The sequence below is a fragment of the Corallococcus silvisoli genome, from assembly GCF_009909145.1.
In the GTDB taxonomy this organism is placed as follows: domain Bacteria; phylum Myxococcota; class Myxococcia; order Myxococcales; family Myxococcaceae; genus Corallococcus; species Corallococcus silvisoli.
In genome coordinates this window covers 167,955-193,367 of sequence record NZ_JAAAPJ010000013.1, presented here as the reverse complement: position 1 = coordinate 193,367, position 25,413 = coordinate 167,955, and the positions used below count along the sequence as shown (strand labels likewise).

The window sequence follows — 25,413 nt, the reverse complement described above, 5'->3', positions numbered from 1 at the left end:
TTGATGATGGGCTGAGCACGCATCCTCCTGAGCAACCCGGATGCCAACCCTGAACCCAGAGGCCCGGCCCACGACGGCGCACCGTGCCTGGCAAGGCTTGCCGGAAACCGCGCGCCGGCACGGCAAACCTTGCACGCGTCCGGCAAGCCTTGCATGGCGGCGTCGCCTCCCGTGCCCGGTGACGCCGCGGCGCTCCGCTCCCAATCGTCGTTGCGCGCGGGCGCGACTGGGGGCACAAGGCGCGCGGCGGTCGCCAGGCGCACTCCCGCGCCGGGCCGCCACTCGCCGGAGGGGAAATGTCCCGCATGTGGAGCATCACCGCGGCCGTGTGGCTCGCGGCCTGTAACCCGCAGGTCTCCGTCCCAGAGGAGCACGCGGCCCCAGCGGCTCGGGACGCCAGCCGTGAGCAGGTGGTGCAGGGCGTGCTCGAGGTCCGGGTCGCGGACGCGCCCTCGCTGGCTGAATCGCGCGAGGAGTACTTCCTCTTCACCGGGAACCAGCACCGACCGGTGGTCTTCACCGGCGGGGCACCGGAAGGGTTGCGCAGTGGCCTGCGCGTGACGTTGCGCGGAACCGAGGGGGCGCACCGGTTCACGGCCCGGAGCGTGGAAGTGGACCGTCAGGCCGCGGCCTTGCAGTCCACCTTGGGAACGTGCGGGCTCACTGGAGTTCAGCGCAGCCTGGTCATCCTCGCGGACTTCCCGGGCATGCCCCGGCCCGCCGTCACCCCGCAGGGCATCCACGACAGCTTCTTCTCCTCCACGCAGCGCTCGCTGGCGAGCTACTGGAGCGAGGTCTCCGAGGGACGCACCACCACCACGGGCAACGTGGTGGGCTGGTACACGCTGGACCGCGCCTATTCCTGTTCAGAGGTGGATGCCATGCGCGACGCCGCCGTGCGAGCGGCGGACGCGGACGTGGACTTCACGCAGTACGACCGCATCTTCATCGTCCACCCCAATCCCTCGCAGGGCTGCTCCTATGCGGGACAGGCCACCCTGTCCTGCGGACAGGTCGTGACGGCGGATGGCACCGTGACGGCCTCCATGGCGTGGCTCGTCGCTGACTGGATGGGGAACAACGACACCGCCGTGAAGCTGGTGACGCATGAGGCAGGACACAACCTCACGCTGGACCACGCGGGCTCTCGAGACTTCTCCACGGAGGCGCTGGGCATGCCGGGCGCCCTGGGCACCATCGACGAATATGGAGACCTCTTCTCCACGATGGGCTCCTGGAACCTGGGCCACTACGCGGCGCCGCACAAGGCGCGCATCGGCTGGTTGGCTCCGTCCGCCGTGGCCGAGGTGGACGCCACGGGTGGCACCTTCACGCTGGCGCCGATGGTGGCCTCCGGTGGACTCAAGGCGCTCAAGGTGCGCCGGCGCCCTGGCACCAACGACTGGCTGTGGGTGGAGTACCGCCAGCCCGTGGGGCGCTTCGAGTCGACGCTGGCGTCCCAGGTGTTCGGCGGCGCGCTCATCCACCTGGCGGACGCGGAGACGCGCGGCGGCACCCATCTGCTCGACTTCACGCCCCAGACGTCGTCCTGGAGCGACCCGGCCCTGCTGCGGGGCACGACGTGGAATGACCCCTATGGCGACCTCTCCCTCACGGTGAACGCGGCGACGTCCGCGGGGCTGACGGTGAGCGTCCAGCGCCGCGTGACGACCTGCGTGCAGGCCGCGCCCGAGGTGCGGGTGACGGCCCTGGAGCCCACCTTCTCGCCCGGAGCACGACCGGAGTTCGAGCTGTCCATCACCAACCGGGACTCGGCCGGCTGCGGTCCGAGCACCTTCCAGCTCGCCGCCATCGTCCCCACGGGCTGGGGCGCGGACCCGCTGCCCGCGCAGCGCACCCTCGCGGCCGCCAGCTCCGACACCCTGGTCCTCCAGACGTATGTGCCCTACAGCACGCCGCTTGGCTCCTACACGGCGGGCGTCACCGTCACGCGGGGCAGCCAGACCGTGCAGCGGACGGCCACCGTGGAGGTCGTCGAGCGCTGCATCGCGACGCCGCCCACGCTCTCGCTCTCACCGGCGACGGTGACGGCGGCCCCGGGCTCGGACGTCACGTGGTCGGTGACCGTCACCGACAATGACTCCGCCTCATGCAATTGGGTCTGGTACGACTTCTGGTCCACCCTGCCTGACGGCTGGGAGACCTCCTGGCCCGACTGGGGCGTCAACCTGCCTCCGGGCGGCGCCTACTCGTTCACGATGACCAAGACCGTTCCGCTGAATGCGCGGGGCGTTCACACCGTGGAGCTGCTCATCAACCAGGATGACTTCGGCATCGCGGCCAGCGCCACGGCCACGGTGAACGTGATCGGGACCGCCCCGAACGCACGGTGACCGGGCCGCCGGGGTCTGAAGGCGGGGAGCCGCGGCGCACCCGGCTCCCTGCGTGAAGCACCTCCCGGCCCGCGACTGGCCGTCCACCCCTCCACGGTCGGTGTCAGCCCGTGTAGTGGTGGACGGACAGGACGGGGGCGTTCGACATCGTCATGGTGATCCGCTGCGTGCGGTCGGGGTTCCGGTTGTTCGAGCCGATGAACTCCGCCTTCCCATTCTTCCAGCCCGCGAAGATCACCACGTGGCGGTCATCGACACCCGAGCCCGTCTTCAAGCTGACCACGTCGCCGGGCTTGGCATCCTTCAAGGACACGCGCTTGAAGTTCTTGTCCTTGTCCAGGTTGTTCTGGAGGCCGCGCACCAGGTTGCTGTGCTGGCTGTCCTTGATCTGCCCGGCCTGCTCCAGGCACGCGGAGACGAAGTTGGCGCAGTTGACCTTGTTGCCGACGTTGTCGTCCATGTCGGCGCCCACTCCCTTCTTCTCCAGCTTCAGCGACCCGGCGTTCTTGTTCAGGTGCTTCTTCGCGATGTCCAAGGGATTGCCCTTGGCGCCCTTCGCGCCACCGGAGGACGCGGCGTCCGCGCCGGAGGTGGTGTTCTTGGCGTCGGACTTCGCTGACGACCGGGAGCCCATGGCCCGCGAGGGCTTGTCATCGAACCCGTCCGTCTTGCCAGGGATGTTCAGGGACTTGCCTGCCTGGATGACGTTCGCGTCCTTGAGCTTCGGGTTGGCCTTCATCAGCGCGCTGACGCTGGTGTGGTGCGTCTTGGCGATCTGGGACAGCGTGTCACCTGACTTGATGCGGTAGTCCATGGGCGCCTCCTGGGTGGGGCGAGGGAGTGGAAAGCGGGCTGCCATGGAGAAGGAGGGACCGAGCCGGCCCCCGTCCCAGAAAAATCAGCCGAGCGCCCGCGCGGGCGCGTCCATGAGGCCCTGTCTCTCCGACCCATCAGGAGTGCCGCGGAGCCCTATTTCTGGGGCTGGGGCCGCTTGAAGAGGTCCCCCAGGCCCTTGCGTGCCTGGTTCACCGGGTTGCCGCCCCCCACCTTGGGCAGCAGCCCCTGGGCGATGTTCAGCGGGCTGCCCGGCCTCACCTCCGGTGAGCCAATCGTGCCCGTGATGGTCAGCGGAATGGCGACGGGAGCCTTGATGGGAATCGCGCCGTGGGTGATTCCGGAGACGAAGGCCTCCGAAGCGTTGAGGGTGCCCTTGAGGTCCAGCCGCTCATCCAGACCCACCCGGCCATCCACGGTCCCGCTGCCAATGTCAGACTCGAAGGCCATTGGCTTCGTGAACGCGACCCAGCCACCCTGGACCCGGAACTGCGCGTTCAGGTCCTTCAGTTGCGTGCCCTGCGCTGTCTTCGCGACCGTGCCCGCCGTGTTCTTGTGCCCCAAGCTCGTCAGTCCCTGCGTCAGGACTGGCGTGACCTTGTCTCCCAGGCTCGCTGTCGTGAGCGCCCCGTCGCGGAGCTGCACGTTCCCCTCTCCGGTGATGGTGTTGCGCGTCTGGTCCCAATCCACGCCAGTACCAGTGAGCTGAAGCTGGCCGCTGGCCTTGCCCTTCAGGGACGGGTGCCCTGACAGCGCCTGGAAGGCCTGGGCCGTGTCCATCCCGGTGAGCGCCATCTTCAGCGACCACTCCGGCTGCTTCTTCGTGAGGTCCACCCGGGTCCCGCTGAGGTCCGCGTGCCCGCTGTAGACGGTCGCGCTCCCGTGTTGGAGGAGCAGCACGCCATCATCCAGCTTCGCCTGCGCATCCACGTTCGTCGCCTCGAGCGTGCCGTGGTGGACCTTCGCGAACTTGATGGTGCCGCCCACGTCCACCTTCGCGAGCCCCGTGCGCACCGAGGCAGGCAGCGCGGTGGAGGAGGTCGCTTCCTGGGTCTGCGTCTGGGGCTGTGAGGGGGGCAGTGCGCCCAGCAGGTGTCCCAGGTCGAGCTCCTGCCCCTGGAACGCGAAGCGCACGTGCATCGGCGCCATCGACACCGAAGTGCTCCCCGCGAGGTCGATGCCCGGCCCCTTGAGCGAGATCCGCGTGAAGTCGACCTTCGCCGCCTTCACATGGGCCGGGTCGACGCGGGAGGCGAAGGTGAACGCGCCGCTGGCCGGCTCACCGCGAAGCTTCAGCGCCTTCGCGGCCCCCTGGCCGACGAGCGTGTACATGCCCTGTTCGGTCTTCACGTCCGCGTTGACGTCCACCTGGCCTCCGGTGAAGTAGTTGGCTGCCTTTGGAGGCAGGAAGTCCCGGAACGCATTCACGGAGAGGTCCTTGCCACGCAGGCGCATCGTCACCTGGGGCCACGGCTGTCCGGGCTGAATCTTCCCCGCGGGGAGGGGGTCGACCTTGAAGTCCACCGCCACGTTCTGCTTTGGCGCGGCGAGCGCCGTCTTCAAGGAGCCCTTGAGCGCCCGGCCCGGCCCCAGGCCCTTCAACGTCACGTCGATGTCCCGCAGCGCCACGATGGCATTGCCACCGGTCGCCTGCTGGTCCATCACGTTCACGATGCCATCGCGGATCTCAAGGTCCTCGATGAGCGTCTCCCGGCCAGAAGCGGAGGCCCCCGGCGAGGGAGCCGGCGAAGGCTTGGGCGGCCCCCCGAGCGACTCGTAGTTCCACGTCCCGTCCTTGTGCCGCACGAGGTTCAGCTTCGTCTGGTCCAGCTTCAGCGCGCCGACGCGCACGTCCTTGCCCAGGCTCCGGATCAGCGGCCAGAGCTGAACGGTCGCCGTCGCGTGGGAGGCTTCCAGGAAGGGCGGTTCATTGGCTGCCCCCTCGACCCGCAGGTTCGTGACCGTGGCGCCAGGCTTCGGAAACCAATGGGTTTCGAGCTTGCCGACGCTCACCTGGCGGCCGAGCGACCGGGTGGCGATGCTTTCCAGCTCTCCACGCAGGCGCTCGGCGATCCACGTGGACTTCAGTGCCAGCGCACCGACGACCAACACCAGTACGGCGGCGATGGCGCCGAGCGCCCACTTCAATGCATGGCGATGGGGGCGGGCTGTCTTCTCCATGGCCCATAAAGTTGGGCGTTCCCAGCCGCCGTGGTGCCTCCGGGAAGCCAGACTCCCAGCAGGCCGCGCGTGCGAACACCTGCGGTCCCTCCGCCCGCATGCCTTGCCCCCATTCCTGGGATGTATGTCCGGGGCGCACTGTCGTTGCGGCAACGACAGAAGACAGGGGGCTGGCATTCATGGCAACTTTTCTGGCTATTCTTGGATGATTTGAGATGGCGGGGGGCCCGCTTTTCCATTCCAGAGGAGATTCCATGAAGGTGAGCGAGCGTCCACTCAGTGCCATTCCTTCCAATACCCAGACGCCGGCGGCGGCCCCGTCTGCGCAGGCCATGGAGCTGCAGTTCCTCCAAGGGTTGCAGGAGTTGACCAGCGCGCAGGCGGTGGCGGCCCCCACCGCGGCGGCGCCGACGGACGTGGCCCGGACGCAGTACGTCACGACGCCGCAGGCCAAGGCGGCTCCCACCGGGCCGCTGCTGCCAGACAGCCGGCCCAGGCCGGACGTGCTCACCAATAAGGTCGACGAGGCCTACCGTCAGATCGGGCGCGTTCCGTCCTCGAACGAGCGCAAGGAGATGATCGCGCTCGCGAATGACCTTGCGGGTAAGGGCAAGAGCGCCACGGAGATCAAGTACGCGGTCATCGAGAAGCTGAAGGCCATCCAGTCAGGCTCCACGGTGAAGCCGAGCACCGCCGAGCTGCGCTCCATGGCGAGCGAGACGTTCAAGAGCCTCTTCGGCCGGGCTCCAGGGGAGGGCGAGCTGAGCCGCTGGACCGCCGAAGCCCAGAAGCTGGCGGAGCAGGGGATGGACGCCACCTCCATCAAATACAACCTCCCCTCCATGATGCGGGAGGTGCGCGACGGCCTGGACAAGACAGACCCCGCCGCGCTGCGCGGCCTCGCGAAGGAGACCTTCAAGTCCGTCTTCGGCCGCGAGCCCAGCGCTGGCGAGCTGTCCCGCTGGGAGGGAGAGGCCAAGAAGCTGGTGGACGAGAACAAGCTGAACGCGACCGGCGTGAAGAGCACGCTGCCCTCCATGATGCGGGAGGTGCGCGACGGCCTGGACAAGACAGACGCCGCCACGCTGCGCACCCTGGCGAAGGACGCCTTCAAGACCACCTTCGGCCGCGAGGCCAGCGCCGGCGAGCTGTCCCGCTGGGAGGGAGAGGCCAAGAAGCTGGTGGACGAGAACAAGCTGAACGCGACCGGCGTGAAGAACACGCTGCCCGGGATGATGCGGGAGGTGCGCGACGGCCTGGACAAGACGGACGCCGCCACGCTGCGCACCCTGGCGAAGGACGCCTTCAAGGCCACCTATGGCCGCGAGCCCAGCGCCGGCGAGCTGTCCCGCTGGGAGGGGGAGGCCAAGAAGCTGGTGGACGAGAACAAGCTGAACGCGTCCGGCGTGAAGAACACGCTGCCCTCCATGATGCGCGAGGCCCGCGACGGCCTGGACAAGACGGACCGCGCCACGCTGATGCGCGTGTTGGACGAGGCCCTCCACGAGGTGCTGGGCAGCAGCTACCGCCCTCCTAGCTCCTCGGAGGTCTCCGCCTGGATGAAGATGGCGGACGACATGGTGAAGGACAAGGCCAGCGCCACCGCCATCAAGTACGCCTTCCTCACCAGCCTGCGCGTCGCCCTGGACAACCAGGGCTGGTAGTCCGGCCTGGGTGGCGCCGGCCTCACCCCGGGAGGCGGCGCGCCCGGTTTTCCGCCCTGGTGGAATTCACCATGTAGGCACAACTTCTGATCGCCCCGGAGGGATAACCCTCAGTTAGATATCCGGCGCCTCGCAGGCGCCCAACACCGAGGGGAAGATCATGGCTGGTATCACCTCCACCGGCAGCAGCACCCGCGTCCTGCAGAGCGCCACCAATGCTCCCGGCTTGAGCGAGGCGGAGCTTGCGAAGAACCTCAAGCTCATCGAGTCGACGGCCAACGAGGCGTTGAAGCTCATCGAGGCGCAGCTGAAGCAGGCCTCGGCGCAGCCTGCGTCGACGACGAAGACCCCGGACGGCAGCGCGTTCGTGACCAGCCAGCAGGCGCCCGCGGACACCCAGCAGGGGGCCACCACGAACGGGGCCTTCCCCTCCGAGGCGCCGAAGTGGGAAGCGCAGATGCGCCCCGCCGACAAGCTCAAGGTCGACAACAACGGCGTCATCACCACGCCGGGCGGCTACAAGATTGAACAGCTGGGCACCCAGGAGTGGAAGATCTCCGGCCCGGACGGCAAGAGCACCCGCATCTGGGGCGACCCGCACGTCGACGAGAGCGACGGCGGCAAGTTCGACTTCAAGCGCGACACGACCTTCGTGCTGGGTGACGGCACGCAGATCCACGTGGGCACCGTGCCGTACGGCAACGGGATGACGGTGACGGGCAAGCTGGACATCACCTGCGGCGACGACCACATCCAGGTCACCGACATCGACAAGGGCAAGGGCAAGGTCGGCACCATCCAGAAGGATGGCTGGGAGGTCTCCGCGGACTTCACCACCAAGCACTTCGAAGACCGCCTGAACATGGGTGACTCCACGGCCTCCTGGTCCTACGGGGGCCGCGAGGTGACCGGCAACGACGGCACCGTCGACAAGTTCAAGACCGGCGACTTCATGACGCTGAGCGAGAAGGCCATCTCCAGCTCGGACGGGAAGACCAGCTCGGCCACGTTCAACAAGGCGACCTTCGACACCACCCGCGACAACGCGCTGACCAAGGCCACGGAGTCCGTGACCCGCACGTTCAACGCGCTGGGCAACACGCAGTCGCTGGGTTTCAACCCGTTCACGGGCAAGGACGACCTGGGCAAGTACGACAAGGACGAGCACGCGAAGGCCATCACCAAGGCCTTCGACAGCGTGAAGACCATGTTCAGCGCGCTCGACGACGTCGGCCGCCTGAATGATATGGTCAAGCGCAACCTGTTCGTCTGACCGCAACCCCCTGGAAGGGGGCCCTCCGGGGCCCCCGGATGAGGTGTCCGTGAGCCGCAAGCCCGTGTCTCCCAAGGCCGCACCAAAAGATGCGCCGAAGGATGCTCCGTCCCTGGAGGAAGGGCTCATCCGGGGCGAGGTCACGCTCGGGCAGTTCCTCGGGCTGTCGAACGACCGGCTCTACAAGTACGCCGCCACCGGCCACCAGATGTTGCTGGCGGGCCGCGTGAAGGTCGCGCTGCAGATCTTCGAGGGCCTGGTGGCCGCCGCGCCGCACGACACCGTGTTTCGCGCGCAGCTGGGCGCCGCGTACATGACGGTCGACCGGGTGGATGACGCGTTCGAGGCGTATGACCAGGCCCTGCGCTTCAACAGCACCAACGTGGACGCGCTGGTGGGCCGTGGGGAGATCCTCCTGCGCCGCGGCAAGGTGCCGGAGGGGCTGAAGGACCTGGGCCGGGCCATCGAGTACGACCCCGCCCTGCGCCGCCGCTCCACCCAGCGGGCTCGTGGAACGCTGCTCGCGCTCAAGAAGCAGGCGGAGCAGGCGAAGGCCGGCTCCGCAGCGAAGCGGTAGACCGCCGCGGCGCCGCGCGCCAGGGGGCCCGCTCCGTCACCCGGTGAGTTCGCCGGTCCGGATCTTCTGGAACAGCTCCCCATAGCGCTGCTCCCGGAAGGCCTGGATCAGCTCGGGGTGGCGGCCCTGCCGCAGCTCACGCAGGTAGCGGTACTTGGCCGCGTGATAGCCCGCCACCACCCATGCGAGCTTCAAGGCCGCGAACCCTCCGCGCCAGAGCGCGCCGTGCAGGAGCCCATCGCGCAGCACGTGCACGGGGCGTTGAATCAGCGCGGGCTTGAGTCGCCGGCCCTCGGCGAAGGCCATGACGGCCCACAGCATCGCGTAGCGCTCCTCCTTGGCGGAGCGCCAGGAGACGGAGGTCGCGAACTGGTGCTCGATGGGGGCCTGGATGCGCAGCGCGCGCATGCGAGGCAGGGCCTCGTGGACGATCATCTCGGGGCGCCAGACCGCGACATCCCGGCGGATGAGGCGCGCGCGCCACTCGGTCCGGTAGAGGAAGCGGCGGCCCTCCACCTCCGCCCAGTCATGCCGGGGCAGGCGGTAGACGGGGTCCCGAGGCTCCGTTGCCTTCCAGTCCCGGATGGCCTGGATGGACTCGGGCTCCAGGTGTTCGTCCGAGTCGAGAAAGAAGACGTAGTCGGACGGGCCCAGCGCGGAGATCGCGGCGGCCCTCGCGGCGCCGTAGCCCGCCCAGGGGAACGACACCGAGCGGGCTCCCATCCGCGTCGCGATTTCGGTGGAGCCGTCCGTGGACATCGAGTCCAGCGCGACGACCTCGTCGCAGACGGACAGCAGCCCCTCCAGGCACCGTGGAAGGGTGTCCCGGTTGTTGCCGTGAATCACGAAGCCGGAGAGCCTCACCTGTTCCCTCCCTCTTCCCATCCTGTCGCGGCGTGCGCGCTCCCAGGAGGGATGGACGGCGCACGCCCCGGGAGGGCGAGGCGGGGGGACGCGGGAGGGAGGCCCTTCATGGCCGGCGGATGCTAGCCCACCCCGGTCCCCCGGAGCATCTTCGTCACCTCCCCCCCGCGGGCTCCGGGTCAGGGCACGCTCGTGGGCTCCAGGCTGATCCAGCTCACGTAGGCGTGGTGGTCGGACGCGAGGGTGTCCACGAAGAAGGCCCGGCTCACGGGGAGGGGCGACGAAAAGACATAGTCGATTCGACTCCGCGAGGCATTGCCCGCCGCGAACCAGGAGTCCTGGAGGGCATCGCGAATCGGCTGAAGTTCCCAGGTGCTCTCTTCGGCATTGAGGTCCGCCATCAGGAACTTGGGCTGGCCGCCAAAGTTGCCGATGAAGTCCTCCAGCTCCAGCGCCTGGAAGTAGCGGACGAGCTTGTCGTTCTCAGTCGAGCCGTGCTGGAGGTGGGACGAGAAGAGGGTCAGCGGCGTCCCGCCGATGGTGACCACCGCCGCCTGGACGCTGCGCCGCTCGAACCCATCCGGATGGTACAGGAACCCGATGGAGTTCGAGGTGATGGGGAACCGGCTGAGCAACGCATTGCCATACTGCCGGTGGCTTCCCAGGCCACACTGGAAGAGATTGGCGCCCTCGTCGAGGCTGGGGCTGTAGAGCACACTCATCCCCGTCTGCTGCCTCAGCAGTTCGGGCTGGTCCTGGCAGTCACTGCGCCCTGACCAGTGGCGATCCACGTCCTGGAAGCCCGCGAAGTGGGCGCCGGATGCCAGCAGGGTGTTGGAGATTCGCTGCAGGTTCAGCACGGAGTCCGTGCCCACGCCGTGATGGATGTTCCAGCTCATGAACTTGAGGAGCCGCAGGTATTCCGCCTTGGCGGGCCACGTGGACACAACCCGTCCATCCGCTGCGTACATCGTGGCGGCCATCTCATAGCGGACCGCGGTGCGGCGGTATGCCGCGGTGGTGGGACACACCGCGGCGGACGTATTGAAGGTCCGGGAGAGCGTCAGTCCGGCGGTGGTCCCGCTCGCGACCACGTCCTGGAAGAAGGGCGTGCGGAAGGTGGACTCCGTTCCTCCCAGTTCGCACACGACGTCAACGTTTCCTGACAGCCGCAGCATGTTCACGGCCGGGCCCGCGTTCGCTGTCGCGATGACCGTGAAGGTTCGTGCATGGACGAAGGAGCGTGTGCTCGTGGGGCCCGTGGCGGATGAGTAGAGCTCGTTCCCCGTTCCCAGTCCCTCCGAGCGCAGCACGGGTGTCAGGGCCGGCGGTGGGTGGCAGAGCGTGGGCGTGCACTCGCTCCAGATCCCACCGTCGCAGACCTTCTCTCCCGGGCAATCATCACCGATGACAGTGCAGGACGCCTTGACCCCATCGTTGCAGGCCGCCCACCCTGTCTCCGCCGTCAGGAGAACCGCCAGGGCCGCCGAAGGAATCAGCAAGGCCTGGAGCAGGGATCGACGACGACAAGGCTCAAACCCTTCATGCGCTACGACCGACTTCATTTGTCCTCCTGGCGAGTGGTGGGCCAGGGGCTCGCGCTGAATCCAACGCCCACGCGACACCCCGGCGTCCTCCGACAGGTGTTACGGACGCAACTCATGGGGCTGGTCGTGCGGAAGGCATCCAGAATGCGGAGCGCACCGGGCGTGAGGTGTCGCCCGCTCTTGGAGGGGACTCCGCCTGGAATCACGCTCGTCATTGCCCAGGAAGCCGGGTCGATGCGTATTCCGTTCGGTGCATCACGGCCCGCACCCACCGAAGGCGGGCCCTTCGTGTCTAATCCTTGGCCACGTACAGCTCGGCATGCTGGGCGATGCCGCCGGGGGAGAGGGACCAGCCCGGGTGCTCAGGCATGAGATAGAGGGTGCGCTTGCCCTCTGGCGTTCGCGCGGCTCCGACGAGCAGGAACCGGCGTGTCCGCTTCGCTCCCGCGACGGTCAGCACGTCATGCTTCACGCTCCAGGTGCCCTGGTCGTCCTCGGAGCCGAACCTCATCGCGCCCACCTGGCCCGACGCGCCCGCGTATTTGTATTGGAACGCGTGGTTCGCGCCGAAGCTGTATTCGGCGCTGTAGGAGACCGCCGTCATGGTGGCGCTACCGGTATAGGCATTGACCCACTGGGTGGAGGTGCTGCTGCCGTAGAGGAAGTCTCCCACCACCTCCTCGTCATCCACGAGCGGCAGGCCGACAGGGCTCCCGCGCACGCCCTTCAGCGCCTCCTCCACCCTGGGGTAGGACGCGTTCCAGGAGAAGGAGGCCGACAGGGACTCGGCGATCCCACCGGGCGTCATGAAGCTCTGGATGAAGACCAGCGGCTCCAGGCGGTCGTCCGCCTCCACCAGATAGAGGCTCACGCGGAAGGAGCGGTTGTTTGTCTTGGAGCGCACCTCCGCCGCGGTGAAGTAGGCGCACGCCCCGTTGGTCACGAAGCGCCGCATCGCCAGCGGGTTGGGCTTCACGTCGTTCCAGTCCGCGCCAATGCGCTCCCGCCACAGCCGTGCGAGCTTGCCTTCGCCGTCGTCGAGTCCGGGCACGCTCGGAAGCCGGAGCGCCTCCACCCCGAGCGTGTCGCCGCGGTCGACCCATTCGAGGATGAACCGCCCGTCCTCCAGCTTCTTCCATCCCGGTGGCGCGTCGAACGCGAAGCCGCCGGGCTCGCCTCGGGTGCCGGCACGTGCCCGGTTCATGGGGCTGGTGGCCACGGCCCCCGGAGTGGCATCGCCGCCCAGGAGGCCGAGCACCATGAGCCCCAACGTGCCGGTACAGCACAGGGCGCAGGCGCCTCCGACGGCGAGGAGGATCCAGACGAGAGGGCTCTTGGGTCGGGGCATGGTGGAGGAACCTGGGAGGAGGGGACTCAGCCGCCGGAAATCCCGGTGAAAACGCCGGTCACCCGCTTCTACGCCCGCCGGGCCGGATCTTCGCGCGCCCGGCCCTCAACGCCCCGCGCGCCGGAGGAGGGCGGGCGTCAGCCCGGTGAGTCGGCGGAAGACGGTGGTGAAGTGGCTCTGCGAGCTGAAGCCGACCTCGAGCGCGATGTCTCCCAGGGACCGGGTCGACTGGCCCAACAGCTCGCGCGCCCGCTCCACCCGCCGCTGCTGCACGTAGGCGTGTGGCGTCATCCCCGTGGACTGCCGGAAGGCCCGGGTGAAGTAGAAGACGCTCAGGCCCGAGCGCTGAGCCAGCTCCCCCACGCGGATCCGCCGTGCGAGGTGCGCTTCAACGAAGAGCTTCACGCGGTGGAGCGCCGCGGCGGAGAGCCCGCCTCGCCTGCGCGCCGCTCGCGAGCCCCCAGGCGCCTGGAGCAGCTTCGCGAGGCGTGCGGCGTGAAGGTCCTGGACCGCTCGCGCCGCGGTCAGGAAGCTGGCGATGACCTTCAGGTCCGCCTCTGGGAGGGGTGCCATCAGCTGGAGTCCATCCGCTTGGAGGGGGCCCCAGAGGGTTTCAATCCATTCACGGGCATGTCCGGTGAGCGCGAGCCGCCCGCGGCTTCCGGTGCCTTCCCGCTGGACGTACCCCGCGAGCTCCAGCCGCGCCACGTCGGCGCCCCGAGCGACCGCGCTCAGCGGCACGGGGCCTCCGAAGTGAAGCTGCGCCAGGCACGCCAGCTCCGCGTGCCCGAGCGCGAGCACCTCGCCGACGGCCGCATCGAACTCGGCGGAGGCTTCCTGGAAGCGGACGACGTCGGCGCCAATCTGTTGAAGGAGGGCGTGGCGGGAATTCATGGAGGAACACCGCAGGAACTTGAAAGACAGCACAAGGGCACGAAAGACGCTCACGCCCCCGGGACGCATCCTGTGGCCATGATGAACCTGAAGCTGTCGGTGGCGGAAGTCCTCCTGTGGCTCTTCGTGGTCAACCTGGGCATCGCGTTCGGCGCGGGTCTCTATGAGCACCGCATCGTGCTCCCCCGGTGGCTGGACATCCCTGGCGCGCGCTGGTCCTCGGAGGCGGCGCGCGCGGACGACGTGGGGCGGCGCTTCTGGGGTTTCGTGAGCACGGGACCTCTGACGCTGCTCACCCTGGCGAGCCTCTTCTTCGCCGCGCACGCCACGGGCCCGCTGCGCTCATGGTGGCTGGCGGCGGCCCTGGTCGCGCTCGTGGATCGGCTGCTGACCTTCTCGTACTTCATCCCTACGATGGTGCGGCTGATGCAGGCGTCCGACTCGGCGAGCGCGGTGGAGACCGCGATGCGGTGGGCCCGGGCGAACCACCTGCGCCACGCGCTGGTCGCGGGGGCCTGGTTCGCGGCGCTCCAGGCGCTGTCGTGGGTTCGGGTGCCCCGGTGAGGCAGGTTGAATTGCCTGTCGCCTTGATGGTGATGTCAGTCGTTTGGGGGAGCGCGATAATATGAGTTGAACTCAGCATGTTCCGCAGCGAGACGGATATCCGGTCCGTCAATGCTGGGATGATGGAAGCAAGGATGCAATGGCTGATCTCGATGAGCAGGGGCGTCCCGTGGCGCGGGAGGGCGAGCCCGCGGAGGGCATGCTCCTCTTCGATCAGCCCGTATGGGACAGGGTCACGAGGGCGGCTGTGTCGGCGGACGGGACGCGAGTGCTGGCGACCTGGCGGAATGTGACCGGTGTCGGGCACGGCGGACGAGTGATGTCGGGGACGCTCACGGACCTGGACGGGCAGGTGATGGTCGCACCACGGGTCCTGATGCAGGCGCTCGACAACGGAACCATTCTCATCACCCAGGCCGTGATGGGGCTGCGTGATGGGGGCTTCCTGGTGCTGGTCCTCGAGCGAGTGGACAGCCCGCAGCAGGGGGTGTTGCGGCTCCAGCGCTTCGATGCCGATCTGAATCCAGTCGGCGAGCCGCGGACCTTCTCGTCGGACGCCTATCCAGACGCTGAGCTCGTGGAGTTGGGTGCGGGAGCAGGAGGCCCTCTGGAGTCCCCTGTCATGGTGCTCCGCAGCCAACAGGGCGGCACCCAAGCCATCAGGGTCCTGGGGAACCTCTTCGGTGAAGTGACCACACAGACCCTGGCTGTGACCACTCCGGGCGAGGTGCCCTGGTTCGGTGTCGCGACGACATCCCGCAGGCTCCAGGTGGGGTGGCTCTCCGAGTTCAGGGCTCCTGAAGGAGGCGGCTCCATGTTCGACTGGTGGGGCCGGTTCTGGGGGCTGGGGCATGGTGGCAGCCCGATGGATTGGACACCCGGGCCCGCGCCGCTGTCGCTGCACCGCTATTCGCAGTGGGTACGGCTGGAGGAGCTGCCGGAGAACTGGATGGGCGCGCTCGTGATGACGTCCACCCAGAGCCCGGAGTCACACACGCTCCAGGCGGTCCGCTACTGCGCGCCCTGAGCGCGCTGGTGATACGCGCTCCCGGGCGCCAGGCTCACGGCGTCCCGGCGAGCGTGTACTGGAAGGCGTAGGAGTGCTGGCCTCCCGGAGCGATGTCGATGGTCATCGTCCCGGCGAGCCCCACCAGCTCACCGGTGGCGGAGTCCGGTACCACGGTGATGACCAGCTGGGGTGCCCCGCGCGTCATCGTCCCGGAGTGCTGGAGCGCGAAGGTGCCGCTCCGTCCGTCCAGGGTCCCGCTGACGCGCTCCATCGCGACATATCCCGCGGAACCCTCCACCGGGGACCGCACCGCCAGCATCTGCCCCTGGCTCGTGGCCTCCAGCCCTCCGTGATAGCGCTTGTCCAGCGTCATCCGGCCCGGGGCCGCCTCCACCGCTCCTGCCTCCGGCGCCATCGGGGTCAGCTTGACGTCGAAAGGGCCACTCGCACGCTTCGTCATGGGTGTCTCGCTCCGGGGTTCATGGGGCACCGTGGCTTGGGCCCCCGCACAGCCGTGCAAGACCACGGCGCACAGCCCCCACGCCAGCCTCTTCCTTGCGGCCTGCGCCATCCGGTTGCTCCCTCATCGAGGAGCCCGACAGGTACGTCAGGACCCCTCCCTCGGGATTGCAAAAAGGCGTCACCTGGAGCGGCTTAGGACTCGCTTAAGACCTTTCCCCTAGCGTCAGGGACGTTCACAGGGGGTGCACACAGATGCGCGACGACGAACGGAATCACCACCACGGGCTCCAGGAGGACCTGCGCATCCTGGCGACGCGCACGGACCGGCGGGAGCTGCTGCGCTGGATGGCGTTCAGCAGCCTCATCCCCCTCATCGGCTGCGGTGGCTCGGAGACCGGCGGCGGTGATGCCTCGGGATGCTCGAGGATCCCCGAGGAGACGGCCGGCCCCTATCCCGGCGACGGCTCCAACGGGGCCAACGCCCTGGTGCTGTCGGGCATCGTCCGCGGCGACATCCGCTCCAGCATCGCGGGCGCGACCGGCGTGGCACAGGGCGTCCCGCTCACCGTCACCCTCACGCTGGTCGCGAGCAACGACAGCTGCACCCCGCTGCGGGGCTACGCCATCTACCTGTGGCACTGCGACCGCGCGGGCCTGTACTCGATGTATTCGTCCGGCGTCACCCAGGAGAACTACCTGCGCGGCGTGCAGCAGACGGACGAAGAGGGCAAGGTGTCCTTCACCAGCATCTTCCCCGCCTGCTACAGCGGGCGCTGGCCGCACATCCACTTCGAGATCTATCCCTCCCTGGATTCGGTCAACTCCTCCCGGAACAAGGTCGCCACGTCCCAGCTGGCCCTGCCGGAGGACGTCTGCAATCAGGTGTTCGCCACCTCGGGCTACTCGCAGAGCGTCCGAAACCTCAGCCAGATCTCCCTCTCCAGCGACAACGTCTTCAGCGACGGCGTGTCCAGGCAGCTGGCGACCGTGACGGGGAACACCACGGATGGCTACTCCGCCAGCCTCGTGGTGCCCATCCAGGTCTGACGCACCCTCGCTCGGGCTACTTCGCGGGAGCTGGGGCGAAGTCGAATGGCCTGTCCTGGGCGATGAGCATCACGCACTCGGCGTCCGCCGCGCACTGGTTGCGGTGCACCACCTTGCCAGGCTGGTCCCAGGTGCTGCCGGCCTCGACGGGGCCGGCCCCGGTGGCACCTTCACTGATGTTCGTCATCCGGCCCTTCACCAGCACGCCGTGGTAGCCGGCGGAGTGGGTGTGCGGCCCCGAGTCGAACCCGGCGGGGAACTTCATCAGGAGGGCGTACGGGCCCTTCTTCATGTCGCCCCACAGGACGTGCACGGAGGGGCCGCCGGGCATCAGCTCCGTCCAGGCGAGCTTGTCGTAGGCGGTCTGCTGGAACGTGGCCGCCTCGCGGCCCTTGGCGGCGGCGAAGGTGAACGCGGAGACGACTGCGACGGCGGCGACGAGCTTGGGAAGGGTCTTCACGGGCGCGAACTCCTCGGTGGAAGGAAACGCCGGGGAGGATGGCGAGGGGAGAGGGTCTGCGAAAATGCCCGTTTCCGCAGGGTGCCTCTGCGAGAATGCAGACCATGCCCGAGTGGAGCGACCTGCGGTACTTCCTGGCCATCGCGAGGGGCGGGAACCTCTCCGCGGCGGCGCGTCTGCTGAAGGTGGACCAGACCACCGTGGGGCGGCGGCTGGCCGTGCTGGAGCAGGAGCTGGGGGCGCGGCTCTTCGACCGCACGCCCACGGGCTTCCGGCCCACGGCGGTGGCGCTGCGCATCCTGCCGGCCGCGGAGGCGGTGGAGGCGGAGGCGCTGCGCGTGGAGCGGCTGGCCAGCGGGGAGGACCTGCGCCCCTCCGGCCCCGTGACCGTCACGGCCACGGACTCCTTCCTGGTGCACAACGTGATGCCGTGGCTGGCGGCCTTCCAGGAGCAGCATCCCGAAATCGAGTTGCACCTGCTCTCCGGCTACGAGTCCCTGTCGCTCGTGCGGCGCGACGCGGATGTCGCGATCCGGCTGGTGCGACCCCAGGAAGCCTCCCTGCGGGCCCGGAAGGTGGCTGCCATTGGCGTCGTGCCCTTCGCGTCCCGGGCGTACCTGGAGCGCCGGGGGCCGGTGCGCTTGGACGCGGGGCTCCAGGGGCATGCCGTCATCGGGTACGCGCAGGATTCTCGGCGCTGGCCGGAGTCGAAGTGGCTGGACGTGCACGCGGCGAAGGCCACCGTGCCGGTGCGGCTCACGTCCATCCTGGGGCTGCTCCAGGCTGCTCGCGAAGGGCTGGGGGTGGCGCTGCTGCCGGCGTACTTCGGCCACCTGCACCCTGAGCTGGTTCCTCTCCGGGATGCGCTGCCAGAGCTGGAGCGGACCGTATGGCTGGTGTTCCACGAGGACCTGGCCCACAACGCGCGGGTGCGCGCGGTGGTGGACTTCCTGGCGCGGACCATCGCCGCCCAGGCGGAGCTGCTCGCGAAACCCCCGCCTTCCCCCCGGCGCAAGCGCGCGCGGTGACGGCTCCCCCATTCGGCAGGGGGAGCCACCACATCCAACGTCCTGCCGGCGGCCGTCAGGGTGTCGCCAGCGTGAGCTCGATGTCCTTCACATCGTCTTCATCGGCCAGCGCATTCAGATGGGCCTTCCATCCAATCTGGATGGGACCTTCGGAGGGCGGCCCCTGCCGGTCGAACTCGAGCCGGTAGGTGGCCTCGAACCGCTCGATCTCCTTGTCCTCCAAGCCCAACTCGGGGCGCAGGCCCACGAGGTACGTCTTGTTCGGCTCCGTCAAGGCGAGGATGTCTTCGGCCGCGACGTGCCCGTCGCGCTCATCCACCAGCCTGACGCGGTACCAGGGCTGGACCGCCGGGGCGTCTGTCTCCTGTGGCCGCCAGGACTGCTCCATGTCGAAGTTGAGGTTGATGTAGGAGAGCTTCGCGCGCTTGCCCGCCCGGGAGGTGGCCACCACGTGCAGCCGCGCTTCGGCGTGAGGCTCGGCTGGGATGAGGGTGAGGGATTGGGCCTCGGAGTCCATCTCCGCCCAGCTGTTCATGTTCAAGCAGGCGGGGGTCAGCAGCAGCAGGGCCGCAGGCAGCAGGTGCCGGGCACAGGAAGGGATGGGGATTCGCATGGGGTTTTCGACTCCAGGTTCAGGGCTCGGAGACGGTCACGGTGAAGCCCTTGGGGGTGCTGGAGGTGCCCACCACCCGCGCCCGGGCCTGCGTCGTCCACTCCAACTCGACCGTGCCGGGGGCGGCGTTGGGCTGCACTTCGAGGGTGAGGTCCACGCTCCATTCACAGCCTTCGTCCAGCTCGCAGTACGTCGAGAGGTTCGTGGATGGCTCTACCTCCACCGTCACGGGCTCTGCTTCCGTCAGCACGCCGAGCTTGCTTCCAATGGCGTAGTCGTTCGACGTGTCAACCAGGGACACCCGGAGCCAGGGGCTCGCCGTCTGGCTGGGATCAGTGGGACGCCACCGCGCCGTGACCCGTGCCGTCATCTCCGCCTCCACCTCCTTGGAGGGAGGCTTCGGCGCGGAGGCCCGGACGATGAGGCGGCGCACCGCCTTGGGTGCTTCGGTCGAGATGCTCAGCGGGGCGCCCACGTACTCCTCGGACAGGACGTTCTCGGAGACGGGCTCGGAGGTGGCCACCACGCTGACGCAGGCCACGAACAACAGCAGCCGTGTCGCCCAGAACCTGGGGCGGGAGACCGGAGGAGACGCTTCGAAGGAGGGAGACGGACCGGATCGGCTCATGGTGGGGCGCTGACAGAGCAAGGCAGGTGCCACACACAGTCACAGAGGAGAGAGACGGCCTGACACACCGTCCGGGGTGCTCAGGCGTGACACGCGTGTCACGGATTTCCGCCCTGGCGTGTGTCGGGCCCCGCCATTGACAATGGCAAAATGGGTAAGTACTTACGGATTTATGGATGACGTGGTCAGACAGGGGGCTGGGGCCTTTGGGTCTCGGCTGCGGCGGCTGGTGGAGCGGCTGGACCGGGATGTCCACGCGGCCTACCAGGCCTCGGGCGAGCGGTTCGAGCCGAGGTGGTACGGGGTCTTCACGTCGCTGCGGGATGCAGGACCCCTGACGGTGGGGGAGCTGGCGCAGCGGCTGGGCATCACGCACGCGGCCGTGAGCCAGGTGCGCACGGCGCTGGAGCGCGAGAAGTTGATCGCCAGCGAGGCGGACCCGCAGGACGGCCGGCGCCAGCGATTGAAGCTCACCGCCCGGGGGCGGGAGACGGCGCGGAGGTTGGCGCCGCTGTGGGCCGCCATCCAAGCAGCGGCCACCCAGGTGCTCGCGGAAGGGGCACCGACGCTGCTCGCGGACCTGGAGGGCCTGGAGCAGGCCCTCGACCGGCGCGGCCTGCGGGCCCGCATTGGCGACACCTTGCATTGGGATGACTCGGACGTATCTGGAGACCTGGATGAAGATGTCTGACCGCTGTTTCGCCGCTGTGATGATGTTGCTGTTGTCGGGCGCCGCTCCGGCCCTGGCACAACCGCCGGCGCCCGCCGTGCGCGTCGAAGGCCCCGTCCGTGCCCGGCTCACCGCCGCGGAGCGCGACGCGGCCCTGGCGGGGGTCGAGGAGGCGGTGCGGACGGCCTATGCCTTCCCGGAGAAGCGCGCGGCGGTCCTGGAGCGGCTGGGCCAGTCGCGCAAGGCGGGGCGCTATGACGTGGACTCGCCCGCCCTGCTGGCGGAGCGCATCACCCAGGACCTGAAGGAGTCCAGCAAGGACCTGCACCTGTTCCTCGTGAACGAGCCCGCGAGGTACGCCGCCGCGAAGGCCGCCCCGGCGGGGAGCCGGGATGACGACGCGTTCATGCGAGAGTGGGGCCTGCGTGAGCACTACGGTCTGACCGAGCTGCGCGTCCTGCCTGGGAACGTCCGCCTCCTGCGCATCTCCGGCTTCCATTGGACGCGGGACGAGACGGGCGTGGCCTACGACGACGCCCTGCGGTTCTTGAAGGGCGGGGACGCGTACATCATCGACCTGCGGGGCAACGGCGGCGGCCACGCCGCGGCGGTGCAGTACCTGGTCAGCCACTTCCTGGACGAGGACACCCTGCTGATGACCTTCCACCGGGCTGACGCGCCGCCCGCGCAGTCCCGCACGCTGGCGCATGTCCCCGCCGGGCGGCTGATGGGCAAGCCGCTGTATGTCTTGATTGACCGTGGCGTGGCGTCCGCGGGCGAGGACTTCGCCTATGACGTGCAGCAGTTCAAGCTGGGCGAGCTGATCGGCGCCAGGACCGCGGGCGCCGCGAACAACAACGGCTTCGTGCCCGTCGCGCCGTGCTTCATGCTCAGCGTGCCGGAGGGCTACCCCGTCCACGCCGTCAGCCAGACCAACTGGGAGGGCGTGGGCATCGCCCCGGACGTGGAGGTCCCTCCCGCGCAGGCGCTGGAGGTGGCCCAGCTCCGGGCCCTGAAGCGGTTGATGGCGGCCCCTGGGGTCGCGCCCCAGCAGCTCGCCGCGTACACCTGGGCGCGGACGGCGCTGGAGGCCCGGCTCCAGCCGGTGTCCGTGAGCCCGGCCCGCATGAAGTCGCTGGCGGGCCGCTTCGGGGAGGTCGTGGCCACCTTGCGCGAGGGCGCGCTCTGGCTCGTGCGCGGGAAGCGTCCGGAGGCCCGGCTGGTGCCGTTGACGGCGGAGGGGCTGTTCGCGGTGGAGGGGAATGACCACCTGCGGGTGCGGCTCACCGGCAAGACCGCGGAGCTGTTCTGGGAAGGGGAGCCCGAGCCCCTGGTGTTCTCGCGGAGCTGAGCGCGTCCGTCCCCCAGGTGAGAAGCGGCTCCGCGCCCCGCGCGGGTGCGGAGGCCGCTCTCCGCCAGGGGGCTTCAGCGGTAGTGGACGGCGATGAGCTTCCCGTCGAGCCGGTGGATGTCGATGTCCAGGTCGTAGATGCGCCGCAGCACATCCGAGCGCATCAGCTCGTCGGGGGTCCCCTGGAAGGCGACCTTGCCGTCGCGCATCGCGATGACGTGGTCGGAGTAGCAGGAGGCGTAGTTGAGGTCGTGCAGCACCAGCACGACGCTCTTGCCCAGCGTGTCCGCCGCGCGCCGCAGCTCCTTCATCATGGACACCGCGTGCTTCATGTCCAGGCTGTTGAGCGGTTCATCCAGGAGGACGTAGTGCGTGTCCTGGCACAGCACCATCGCCACGAAGGCGCGCTGGCGCTGGCCGCCGGACAGCTCGTCCAGGAAGCGGTGGGCGATGGGCTCCAGGCCCAGGTGGTGGAGCGCCCCCTCCACGAAGGCGCGGTCCTCCACCGTGGGGCGCCCCTTGGAGTGTGGGTAGCGGCCAAACGTCACCAGGTCGCGCACCGTGAGCCGCGCGGTGATGGGGTTGTCCTGGCGCAGGATGGCCAGCTTGCGCGCCAGCGCGTCGCCGGGCGTCCGGGCCACGTCCAGGTCGTCCACGAGCACGGTGCCGGAGGACAGGGGCAACAGGCGGCTGATCATCGACAGCAGCGTGGACTTGCCGGCGCCGTTGGGGCCGATGATGGACGTGACGCCACTCTCGGGGATGCGCAGCGTGACGTCGTCCACCACCAGGGTGTCGCCGTAACGGCGGGAGACATTCCGGGCTTCGATCATCGCAGCGCGCCTCGCATGAGCAGGGCGATGAACATCAGCCCGCCCAGGAACTCGATGATGACGCGCAGGTTGGCGCCAAAGGAGAAGATGCGCTCCAGCACGAGCTGGCCCCCCAGCAGGCCCACCACCGCGAGGAAGATGGCGGCGGGCAGCACGTGGCTGTGACGGTGCGAGCGCACCAGCCCGTGCGCCAGGTTCGCCACCAGCAGGCCGAAGAAGGTCACCGGCCCCACGAGCGCCGTGGACACCGACACCAGCACGGCCACCACCACCAGCAGCAGTGACACCGCCCGGCGGTGGTCCACGCCCAGGTTGATGGCCAGATCGCGGCCCAGGCTCAGGACGTCGCAGGTGCGCAGCAGGCGCAGGCCCAGCAGCGACACGCCCACCGTCATCACCGCGGACACGAGGAGCAGGTCGGGGTCCGGGTTGTTGAAGCTGGCGAAGAAGCGGTCCTCCAGGAAGGCGAACTCGGCCGGGGCGATGACCCGCTGGAGGAAGGTGGACAGGCTGCGGAAGAGCACGCCCATCACCACGCCCGTGAGCAGCAACAGGTGGATGCTCCGCCTGCCGCCCCAGAAGAGCCACCGGTGCAGCACGCCGGAGAAGAACACCATCACCACGACCTCCACCGCGAACAGCAGGCGGGGGTCCAGGGAGGCCACCGTGCGTGAGCCCAGGAAGAAGAGCAGGCACGTCTGGAGCAACACGTAGAGCGTGTCGAAGCCCATGATGGCGGGCGTGAGGACGCGGTTCTCCGTCACGGTCTGGAACAGCACCGTGGAGACCGCGATGGCGTAGCCCACCAGCAGCACCGTCGCGACCTTGCGCCCGCGGAACGGCAGCACGAAGTCCCACCGGCCTCCCGCGTCCACGGTCATGAACACGATGACGCACAGGGTGGCCAGTCCTCCCAAGAGGAGCAGCCGCCGCTCGTGGCCTTCCGCTCGGAGCGCGCTAGCCCACACGGGCGTCCCTCCGCAGCAGCAGGTGGAGGAACAACAGGCTGCCCACCACGCCCGCCACCGTGCCCACGGGAATCTCATAGGGCTGGCGCACCACGCGCCCGGCGATGTCGCACACGAGGACGAAGCCCGCGCCCATCACCGCCACCCACGGGATGGAGCGGCGCGCGTTGTCCCCCACGATGAGGCTGACGAGGTTCGGCACGATGAGCCCGATGAAGGGAATCATGCCCACGGTCGCCACCACCACGGCGGTGACCATCGCGACGATGGCCAGCCCCAGCGCGAGGATGCGTGGGTGGCTCAGGCCCAGGTTGGTGGTGAAGGCCTCGCCCATGCCGGCGACCGTGAAGCGGTCCGCGACGACGTACGCGACGACCGTGAGGACGAAGGCGCCCCAGAGCAGCTCGTACCGGCCGCGCAGCACGCTGGAGAAGTCACCCGTGGTCCAGGACATCAGCGACTGGAGCAGCGAGAAGCGGTAGGCGAAGAACGTCGTCGTCGCGTCGAAGATGGCCCCCAACACCAGCCCGACGATGGGCACGACCAGCGCCGAGCGGAGCGGGATCCGCCGCAGGATGAGCAGGAACAGCGCGGTGCCCGCCATGGAGAAGCCGGCGGCGACCGCCGTCCGGGCGAGGATGGGCAGGCCGGGCGCGAAGATCGTGACGGCCAGCAGGCCCAGGCTCGCGGACTCCGCCGTGCCCGCGGTGAAGGGCTCCACGAAGCGGTTGCGCGCGAGCATCTGCATGATGAGGCCCGCCACCGCCAGCGACATGCCCGCGAGCACCAGCGCCAGGGTGCGCGGGACGCGGCTGATGACCAGCACCTGCACGGCGCGGTGGTTCTCTTGCGGCGCCAGGAGCGCGTCCCAGGACACGTGGCTCACGCCAATCAGCAGGCTCACGCCCGCGAGCACCAGCACCGCGAGCCCCGCAACGGCGAGCAGCGGCAGGGCGCCTCCCGCTGTCGCACCCGGGGCTCGCGAGCGGACCGCGGGGGACGGGGCGGGCTCGCTCCTCGCGAAGCCCTCCGCCTCAAGGTGCGGTGGGCTGTCGGGGCTTCGCGTAGACATCGGAGATCTGCTCCAGCAGGCGCCGCACGGACTGGATGCCGCCGCCGATGAGATAGGTGTTGGCGGGGTCCAGGTACACGACCTGCCCCTGCTTCCACGCAGACGTCTGGCGCACCAGCTCGTTGTCCAGCAGCCGCTGCGCGCCGCCGCCCTCGCCAATGGCCGCGTCCCGGTCGATGACGAAGAGCCAGTCCGGGTTCGTCTCCAGGATGAACTCCGAGCCAATGGCCTCGCCGTGAAGCGACGCCTTGAGCGACGGGGCCGCGGGCGGGATGCCGAAGTCCTCGTGCAGCACCCCGAAGCGCGAGCCCGGGCCATAAGCGCTCATCCGGCCGCCAGACGTCAGGACGATGAGCCCCCGTCCCCGAGCGGCGGTGGTCTGCTTCAGGTCGGAGATGGCCTGGCGCAGCGATTCAATCAGCGCGCGGGCCCGCTCCTCCTTGCCGAAGACGGACGCCAGCCGCTCCGTGTTGCCCACCACCGTGTCCAGGTAGTGCGCGTCGTCCGTCAGCTGGTCGATGGTGGGCGCGATGGCGGAGAGCTTCGCGTACCGGGCGCTGGAGCGGCCGCCGGTGATGACCAGGTCCGGCCGGGCCGCGTGGATGGCCTCGTAGTCGGGCTCGAACAGGGTCCCGAAGCGCGGGTACTTCTTCGCGTCCGCGTACTTCGCCAGCTGGCCGGGGAAGTACTCGCCGGCCACCCCCTGCACCTCCACCCCCAGCGCATCCAGCGTGTCCAGCGCGGCGAGGTCGAAGACCACGACCTCCTTCAGGTTCGCGGCCACCACGGTGCTGCCCTGCGCGTGCGTGATGGGGCGGCCCGCTCCAGCGCCGGGGGACGCCGCCTCCTCAGGTGCCGCTCCCGCCGGAGCAGGGGCCTCCGAGGGGCGCAGGACGTAGACGGCGAGGCCGATGGCCGCGACGCCAATCAGGGCCGCGAGGAGGAGCGGGAAACGCTGGGGAGAGGGGCTCACGGGAAAGGCCAGTCCAAGAAGAGGCGGGATGTTAAATGAAATTGATATGCATTATCGAGACGGGGTATAGCGGATCCCCGCGAGACCGTCAAAACCCATTGAATCCCGGTGGGGCGAGGCGGCCCGCAGGCTCGCCTTCGATCAGGCGATGGATGTGGCGGGCTCGCGCTGAGGCCCCTGGCGTGAGCAGGACTTCAGC

The 25,413-nt window shown here is 69.0% G+C and carries 24 protein-coding genes; 10 read left to right on the top strand and 14 right to left on the bottom strand.

Going from position 1 to position 25,413, the window contains the following annotated elements:
• The first annotated feature begins 296 nt into the window (after positions 1-296).
• Entirely contained in the window at positions 297-2,354 is a 2,058-nt protein-coding gene (locus GTY96_RS25575; protein ID WP_161666084.1) for a metallopeptidase domain-containing protein, read from the top strand.
• Between the two features lie 103 nt (positions 2,355-2,457).
• Here GTY96_RS25575 and GTY96_RS25570 read toward each other — a convergent pair whose 3' ends face one another.
• Together GTY96_RS25570 and GTY96_RS25565 are read right to left on the bottom strand one after the other, a co-directional pair.
• Positions 2,458-3,168 carry a LysM peptidoglycan-binding domain-containing protein gene (locus GTY96_RS25570; RefSeq protein ID WP_161666083.1) on the bottom strand — a complete coding sequence of 237 codons (711 nt, stop codon included), beginning with the start codon at positions 3,166-3,168 and terminating at the stop codon, positions 2,458-2,460.
• 155 nt (positions 3,169-3,323) lie between these two features.
• The gene (locus GTY96_RS25565; RefSeq protein ID WP_143905508.1) at positions 3,324-5,369 is read right to left on the bottom strand and encodes an AsmA family protein; all 2,046 of its coding nucleotides are present in this window, start codon (positions 5,367-5,369) and stop codon (positions 3,324-3,326) included.
• A gap of 254 nt (positions 5,370-5,623) precedes the next feature.
• On the opposite strand from GTY96_RS25565, the gene GTY96_RS25560 reads away from it, so the two are divergent.
• The 3 genes from GTY96_RS25560 (at position 5,624) to GTY96_RS25550 (ending at position 8,883) form a co-directional block, all read left to right on the top strand.
• Complete coding sequence (locus GTY96_RS25560; protein ID WP_161666082.1) at positions 5,624-7,033, top strand: hypothetical protein; 1,410 nt, start codon at positions 5,624-5,626, stop codon at positions 7,031-7,033.
• A gap of 160 nt (positions 7,034-7,193) precedes the next feature.
• Positions 7,194-8,306 carry a DUF1521 domain-containing protein gene (locus GTY96_RS25555; protein WP_235685849.1) on the top strand — a complete coding sequence of 371 codons (1,113 nt, stop codon included), beginning with the start codon at positions 7,194-7,196 and terminating at the stop codon, positions 8,304-8,306.
• 49 nt (positions 8,307-8,355) lie between these two features.
• Positions 8,356-8,883: a BTAD domain-containing putative transcriptional regulator gene (locus tag GTY96_RS25550; protein WP_255442649.1), complete on the top strand. Its 528-nt coding sequence runs from the start codon at positions 8,356-8,358 to the stop codon at positions 8,881-8,883.
• Positions 8,884-8,919: 36 nt separating this feature from the next.
• Here the strand turns inward: GTY96_RS25550 and GTY96_RS25545 are convergent, their stop codons facing one another.
• The 4 genes from GTY96_RS25545 to GTY96_RS25530 form a co-directional block, all read right to left on the bottom strand.
• A complete protein-coding gene (locus tag GTY96_RS25545; protein ID WP_143905503.1) occupies positions 8,920-9,747 on the bottom strand; it encodes a glycosyltransferase family 2 protein in 828 nt (275 codons plus the stop codon).
• 179 nt (positions 9,748-9,926) lie between these two features.
• Positions 9,927-10,895: an endonuclease/exonuclease/phosphatase family protein gene (locus GTY96_RS25540; protein WP_161666081.1), complete on the bottom strand. Its 969-nt coding sequence runs from the start codon at positions 10,893-10,895 to the stop codon at positions 9,927-9,929.
• A 691-nt stretch (positions 10,896-11,586) separates the two neighbouring features.
• The gene (locus tag GTY96_RS25535) at positions 11,587-12,642 is read right to left on the bottom strand and encodes a hypothetical protein (protein WP_161666080.1); all 1,056 of its coding nucleotides are present in this window, start codon (positions 12,640-12,642) and stop codon (positions 11,587-11,589) included.
• Positions 12,643-12,747: 105 nt separating this feature from the next.
• Complete coding sequence (locus tag GTY96_RS25530; RefSeq protein ID WP_161666079.1) at positions 12,748-13,536, bottom strand: helix-turn-helix domain-containing protein; 789 nt, start codon at positions 13,534-13,536, stop codon at positions 12,748-12,750.
• 78 nt (positions 13,537-13,614) lie between these two features.
• Between GTY96_RS25530 and GTY96_RS25525 the strand changes: the two genes are divergently transcribed.
• Together GTY96_RS25525 and GTY96_RS25520 are read left to right on the top strand one after the other, a co-directional pair.
• Complete coding sequence (locus tag GTY96_RS25525) at positions 13,615-14,100, top strand: DUF1772 domain-containing protein (RefSeq protein ID WP_161666078.1); 486 nt, start codon at positions 13,615-13,617, stop codon at positions 14,098-14,100.
• A 319-nt stretch (positions 14,101-14,419) separates the two neighbouring features.
• Entirely contained in the window at positions 14,420-15,127 is a 708-nt protein-coding gene (locus GTY96_RS25520) for a hypothetical protein (RefSeq protein WP_161666077.1), read from the top strand.
• Between the two features lie 34 nt (positions 15,128-15,161).
• Here GTY96_RS25520 and GTY96_RS25515 read toward each other — a convergent pair whose 3' ends face one another.
• Positions 15,162-15,569: a DUF3224 domain-containing protein gene (locus tag GTY96_RS25515; protein ID WP_161666076.1), complete on the bottom strand. Its 408-nt coding sequence runs from the start codon at positions 15,567-15,569 to the stop codon at positions 15,162-15,164.
• 254 nt (positions 15,570-15,823) lie between these two features.
• On the opposite strand from GTY96_RS25515, the gene GTY96_RS25510 reads away from it, so the two are divergent.
• The gene (locus tag GTY96_RS25510) at positions 15,824-16,618 is read left to right on the top strand and encodes an intradiol ring-cleavage dioxygenase (protein WP_143905489.1); all 795 of its coding nucleotides are present in this window, start codon (positions 15,824-15,826) and stop codon (positions 16,616-16,618) included.
• A gap of 16 nt (positions 16,619-16,634) precedes the next feature.
• Here GTY96_RS25510 and GTY96_RS37855 read toward each other — a convergent pair whose 3' ends face one another.
• Complete coding sequence (locus tag GTY96_RS37855) at positions 16,635-17,078, bottom strand: DUF4437 domain-containing protein (protein WP_161666075.1); 444 nt, start codon at positions 17,076-17,078, stop codon at positions 16,635-16,637.
• A gap of 104 nt (positions 17,079-17,182) precedes the next feature.
• On the opposite strand from GTY96_RS37855, the gene GTY96_RS25500 reads away from it, so the two are divergent.
• The gene (locus GTY96_RS25500; RefSeq protein WP_161666074.1) at positions 17,183-18,106 is read left to right on the top strand and encodes a LysR family transcriptional regulator; all 924 of its coding nucleotides are present in this window, start codon (positions 17,183-17,185) and stop codon (positions 18,104-18,106) included.
• 55 nt (positions 18,107-18,161) lie between these two features.
• Here the strand turns inward: GTY96_RS25500 and GTY96_RS25495 are convergent, their stop codons facing one another.
• Entirely contained in the window at positions 18,162-18,719 is a 558-nt protein-coding gene (locus tag GTY96_RS25495) for a hypothetical protein (protein ID WP_161666073.1), read from the bottom strand.
• Between the two features lie 19 nt (positions 18,720-18,738).
• Positions 18,739-19,347, bottom strand: coding sequence for a hypothetical protein (locus GTY96_RS25490; RefSeq protein ID WP_161666072.1), 609 nt, complete (start codon positions 19,345-19,347; stop codon positions 18,739-18,741).
• 181 nt (positions 19,348-19,528) lie between these two features.
• On the opposite strand from GTY96_RS25490, the gene GTY96_RS25485 reads away from it, so the two are divergent.
• A complete protein-coding gene (locus GTY96_RS25485; RefSeq protein WP_201756381.1) occupies positions 19,529-20,038 on the top strand; it encodes a MarR family winged helix-turn-helix transcriptional regulator in 510 nt (169 codons plus the stop codon).
• Positions 20,025-21,368 carry a S41 family peptidase gene (locus GTY96_RS38365; RefSeq protein ID WP_161666070.1) on the top strand — a complete coding sequence of 448 codons (1,344 nt, stop codon included), beginning with the start codon at positions 20,025-20,027 and terminating at the stop codon, positions 21,366-21,368. The genes GTY96_RS25485 and GTY96_RS38365 overlap by 14 nt, the downstream gene beginning before the upstream one ends.
• A 74-nt stretch (positions 21,369-21,442) precedes the next feature.
• On the opposite strand, the gene GTY96_RS25475 is transcribed toward GTY96_RS38365, so the two are convergent.
• The 4 genes from GTY96_RS25475 to GTY96_RS25460 are packed head-to-tail and all read right to left on the bottom strand — an operon-like array spanning position 21,443 to position 25,214.
• On the bottom strand, positions 21,443-22,201 hold the full coding sequence (locus GTY96_RS25475; protein ID WP_161666069.1) for an iron ABC transporter ATP-binding protein: 759 nt from the start codon (positions 22,199-22,201) through the stop codon (positions 21,443-21,445).
• Positions 22,198-23,169, bottom strand: coding sequence for an iron chelate uptake ABC transporter family permease subunit (locus GTY96_RS25470; RefSeq protein ID WP_328701001.1), 972 nt, complete (start codon positions 23,167-23,169; stop codon positions 22,198-22,200). Before GTY96_RS25470 ends, GTY96_RS25475 begins: the two co-directional genes overlap by 4 nt.
• A complete protein-coding gene (locus tag GTY96_RS25465; protein WP_235685848.1) occupies positions 23,159-24,241 on the bottom strand; it encodes an ABC transporter permease in 1,083 nt (360 codons plus the stop codon). Before GTY96_RS25465 ends, GTY96_RS25470 begins: the two co-directional genes overlap by 11 nt.
• Positions 24,204-25,214: a siderophore ABC transporter substrate-binding protein gene (locus GTY96_RS25460; protein ID WP_161666067.1), complete on the bottom strand. Its 1,011-nt coding sequence runs from the start codon at positions 25,212-25,214 to the stop codon at positions 24,204-24,206. The genes GTY96_RS25465 and GTY96_RS25460 overlap by 38 nt, the downstream gene beginning before the upstream one ends.
• Positions 25,215-25,413 lie beyond the last annotated feature (199 nt).

Bases quoted from the DNA above. Each gene is read 5' to 3' on its own strand.
- GTY96_RS25560 (WP_161666082.1), top strand. From the start codon at position 5,624: ATGAAGGTGAGCGAGCGTCCACTCAGTGCCATTCCTTCCAATACCCAG.
- GTY96_RS25570 (WP_161666083.1), bottom strand. From the start codon at position 3,168: ATGGACTACCGCATCAAGTCAGGTGACACGCTGTCCCAGATCGCCAAG.
- GTY96_RS25465 (WP_235685848.1), bottom strand. From the start codon at position 24,241: ATGTCTACGCGAAGCCCCGACAGCCCACCGCACCTTGAGGCGGAGGGC.
- GTY96_RS25555 (WP_235685849.1), top strand. From the start codon at position 7,194: ATGGCTGGTATCACCTCCACCGGCAGCAGCACCCGCGTCCTGCAGAGC.
- GTY96_RS25525 (WP_161666078.1), top strand. From the start codon at position 13,615: ATGATGAACCTGAAGCTGTCGGTGGCGGAAGTCCTCCTGTGGCTCTTC.
- GTY96_RS25495 (WP_161666073.1), bottom strand. From the start codon at position 18,719: ATGCGAATCCCCATCCCTTCCTGTGCCCGGCACCTGCTGCCTGCGGCC.
- GTY96_RS25535 (WP_161666080.1), bottom strand. From the start codon at position 12,642: ATGCCCCGACCCAAGAGCCCTCTCGTCTGGATCCTCCTCGCCGTCGGA.
- GTY96_RS25510 (WP_143905489.1), top strand. From the start codon at position 15,824: ATGCGCGACGACGAACGGAATCACCACCACGGGCTCCAGGAGGACCTG.
- GTY96_RS25515 (WP_161666076.1), bottom strand. From the start codon at position 15,569: ATGACGAAGCGTGCGAGTGGCCCTTTCGACGTCAAGCTGACCCCGATG.
- GTY96_RS38365 (WP_161666070.1), top strand. From the start codon at position 20,025: ATGAAGATGTCTGACCGCTGTTTCGCCGCTGTGATGATGTTGCTGTTG.
- GTY96_RS25575 (WP_161666084.1), top strand. From the start codon at position 297: ATGTCCCGCATGTGGAGCATCACCGCGGCCGTGTGGCTCGCGGCCTGT.
- GTY96_RS25565 (WP_143905508.1), bottom strand. From the start codon at position 5,369: ATGGAGAAGACAGCCCGCCCCCATCGCCATGCATTGAAGTGGGCGCTC.
- GTY96_RS25520 (WP_161666077.1), top strand. From the start codon at position 14,420: ATGTCGGGGACGCTCACGGACCTGGACGGGCAGGTGATGGTCGCACCA.
- GTY96_RS25490 (WP_161666072.1), bottom strand. From the start codon at position 19,347: ATGAGCCGATCCGGTCCGTCTCCCTCCTTCGAAGCGTCTCCTCCGGTC.
- GTY96_RS25530 (WP_161666079.1), bottom strand. From the start codon at position 13,536: ATGAATTCCCGCCACGCCCTCCTTCAACAGATTGGCGCCGACGTCGTC.
- GTY96_RS25475 (WP_161666069.1), bottom strand. From the start codon at position 22,201: ATGATCGAAGCCCGGAATGTCTCCCGCCGTTACGGCGACACCCTGGTG.
- GTY96_RS25500 (WP_161666074.1), top strand. From the start codon at position 17,183: ATGCCCGAGTGGAGCGACCTGCGGTACTTCCTGGCCATCGCGAGGGGC.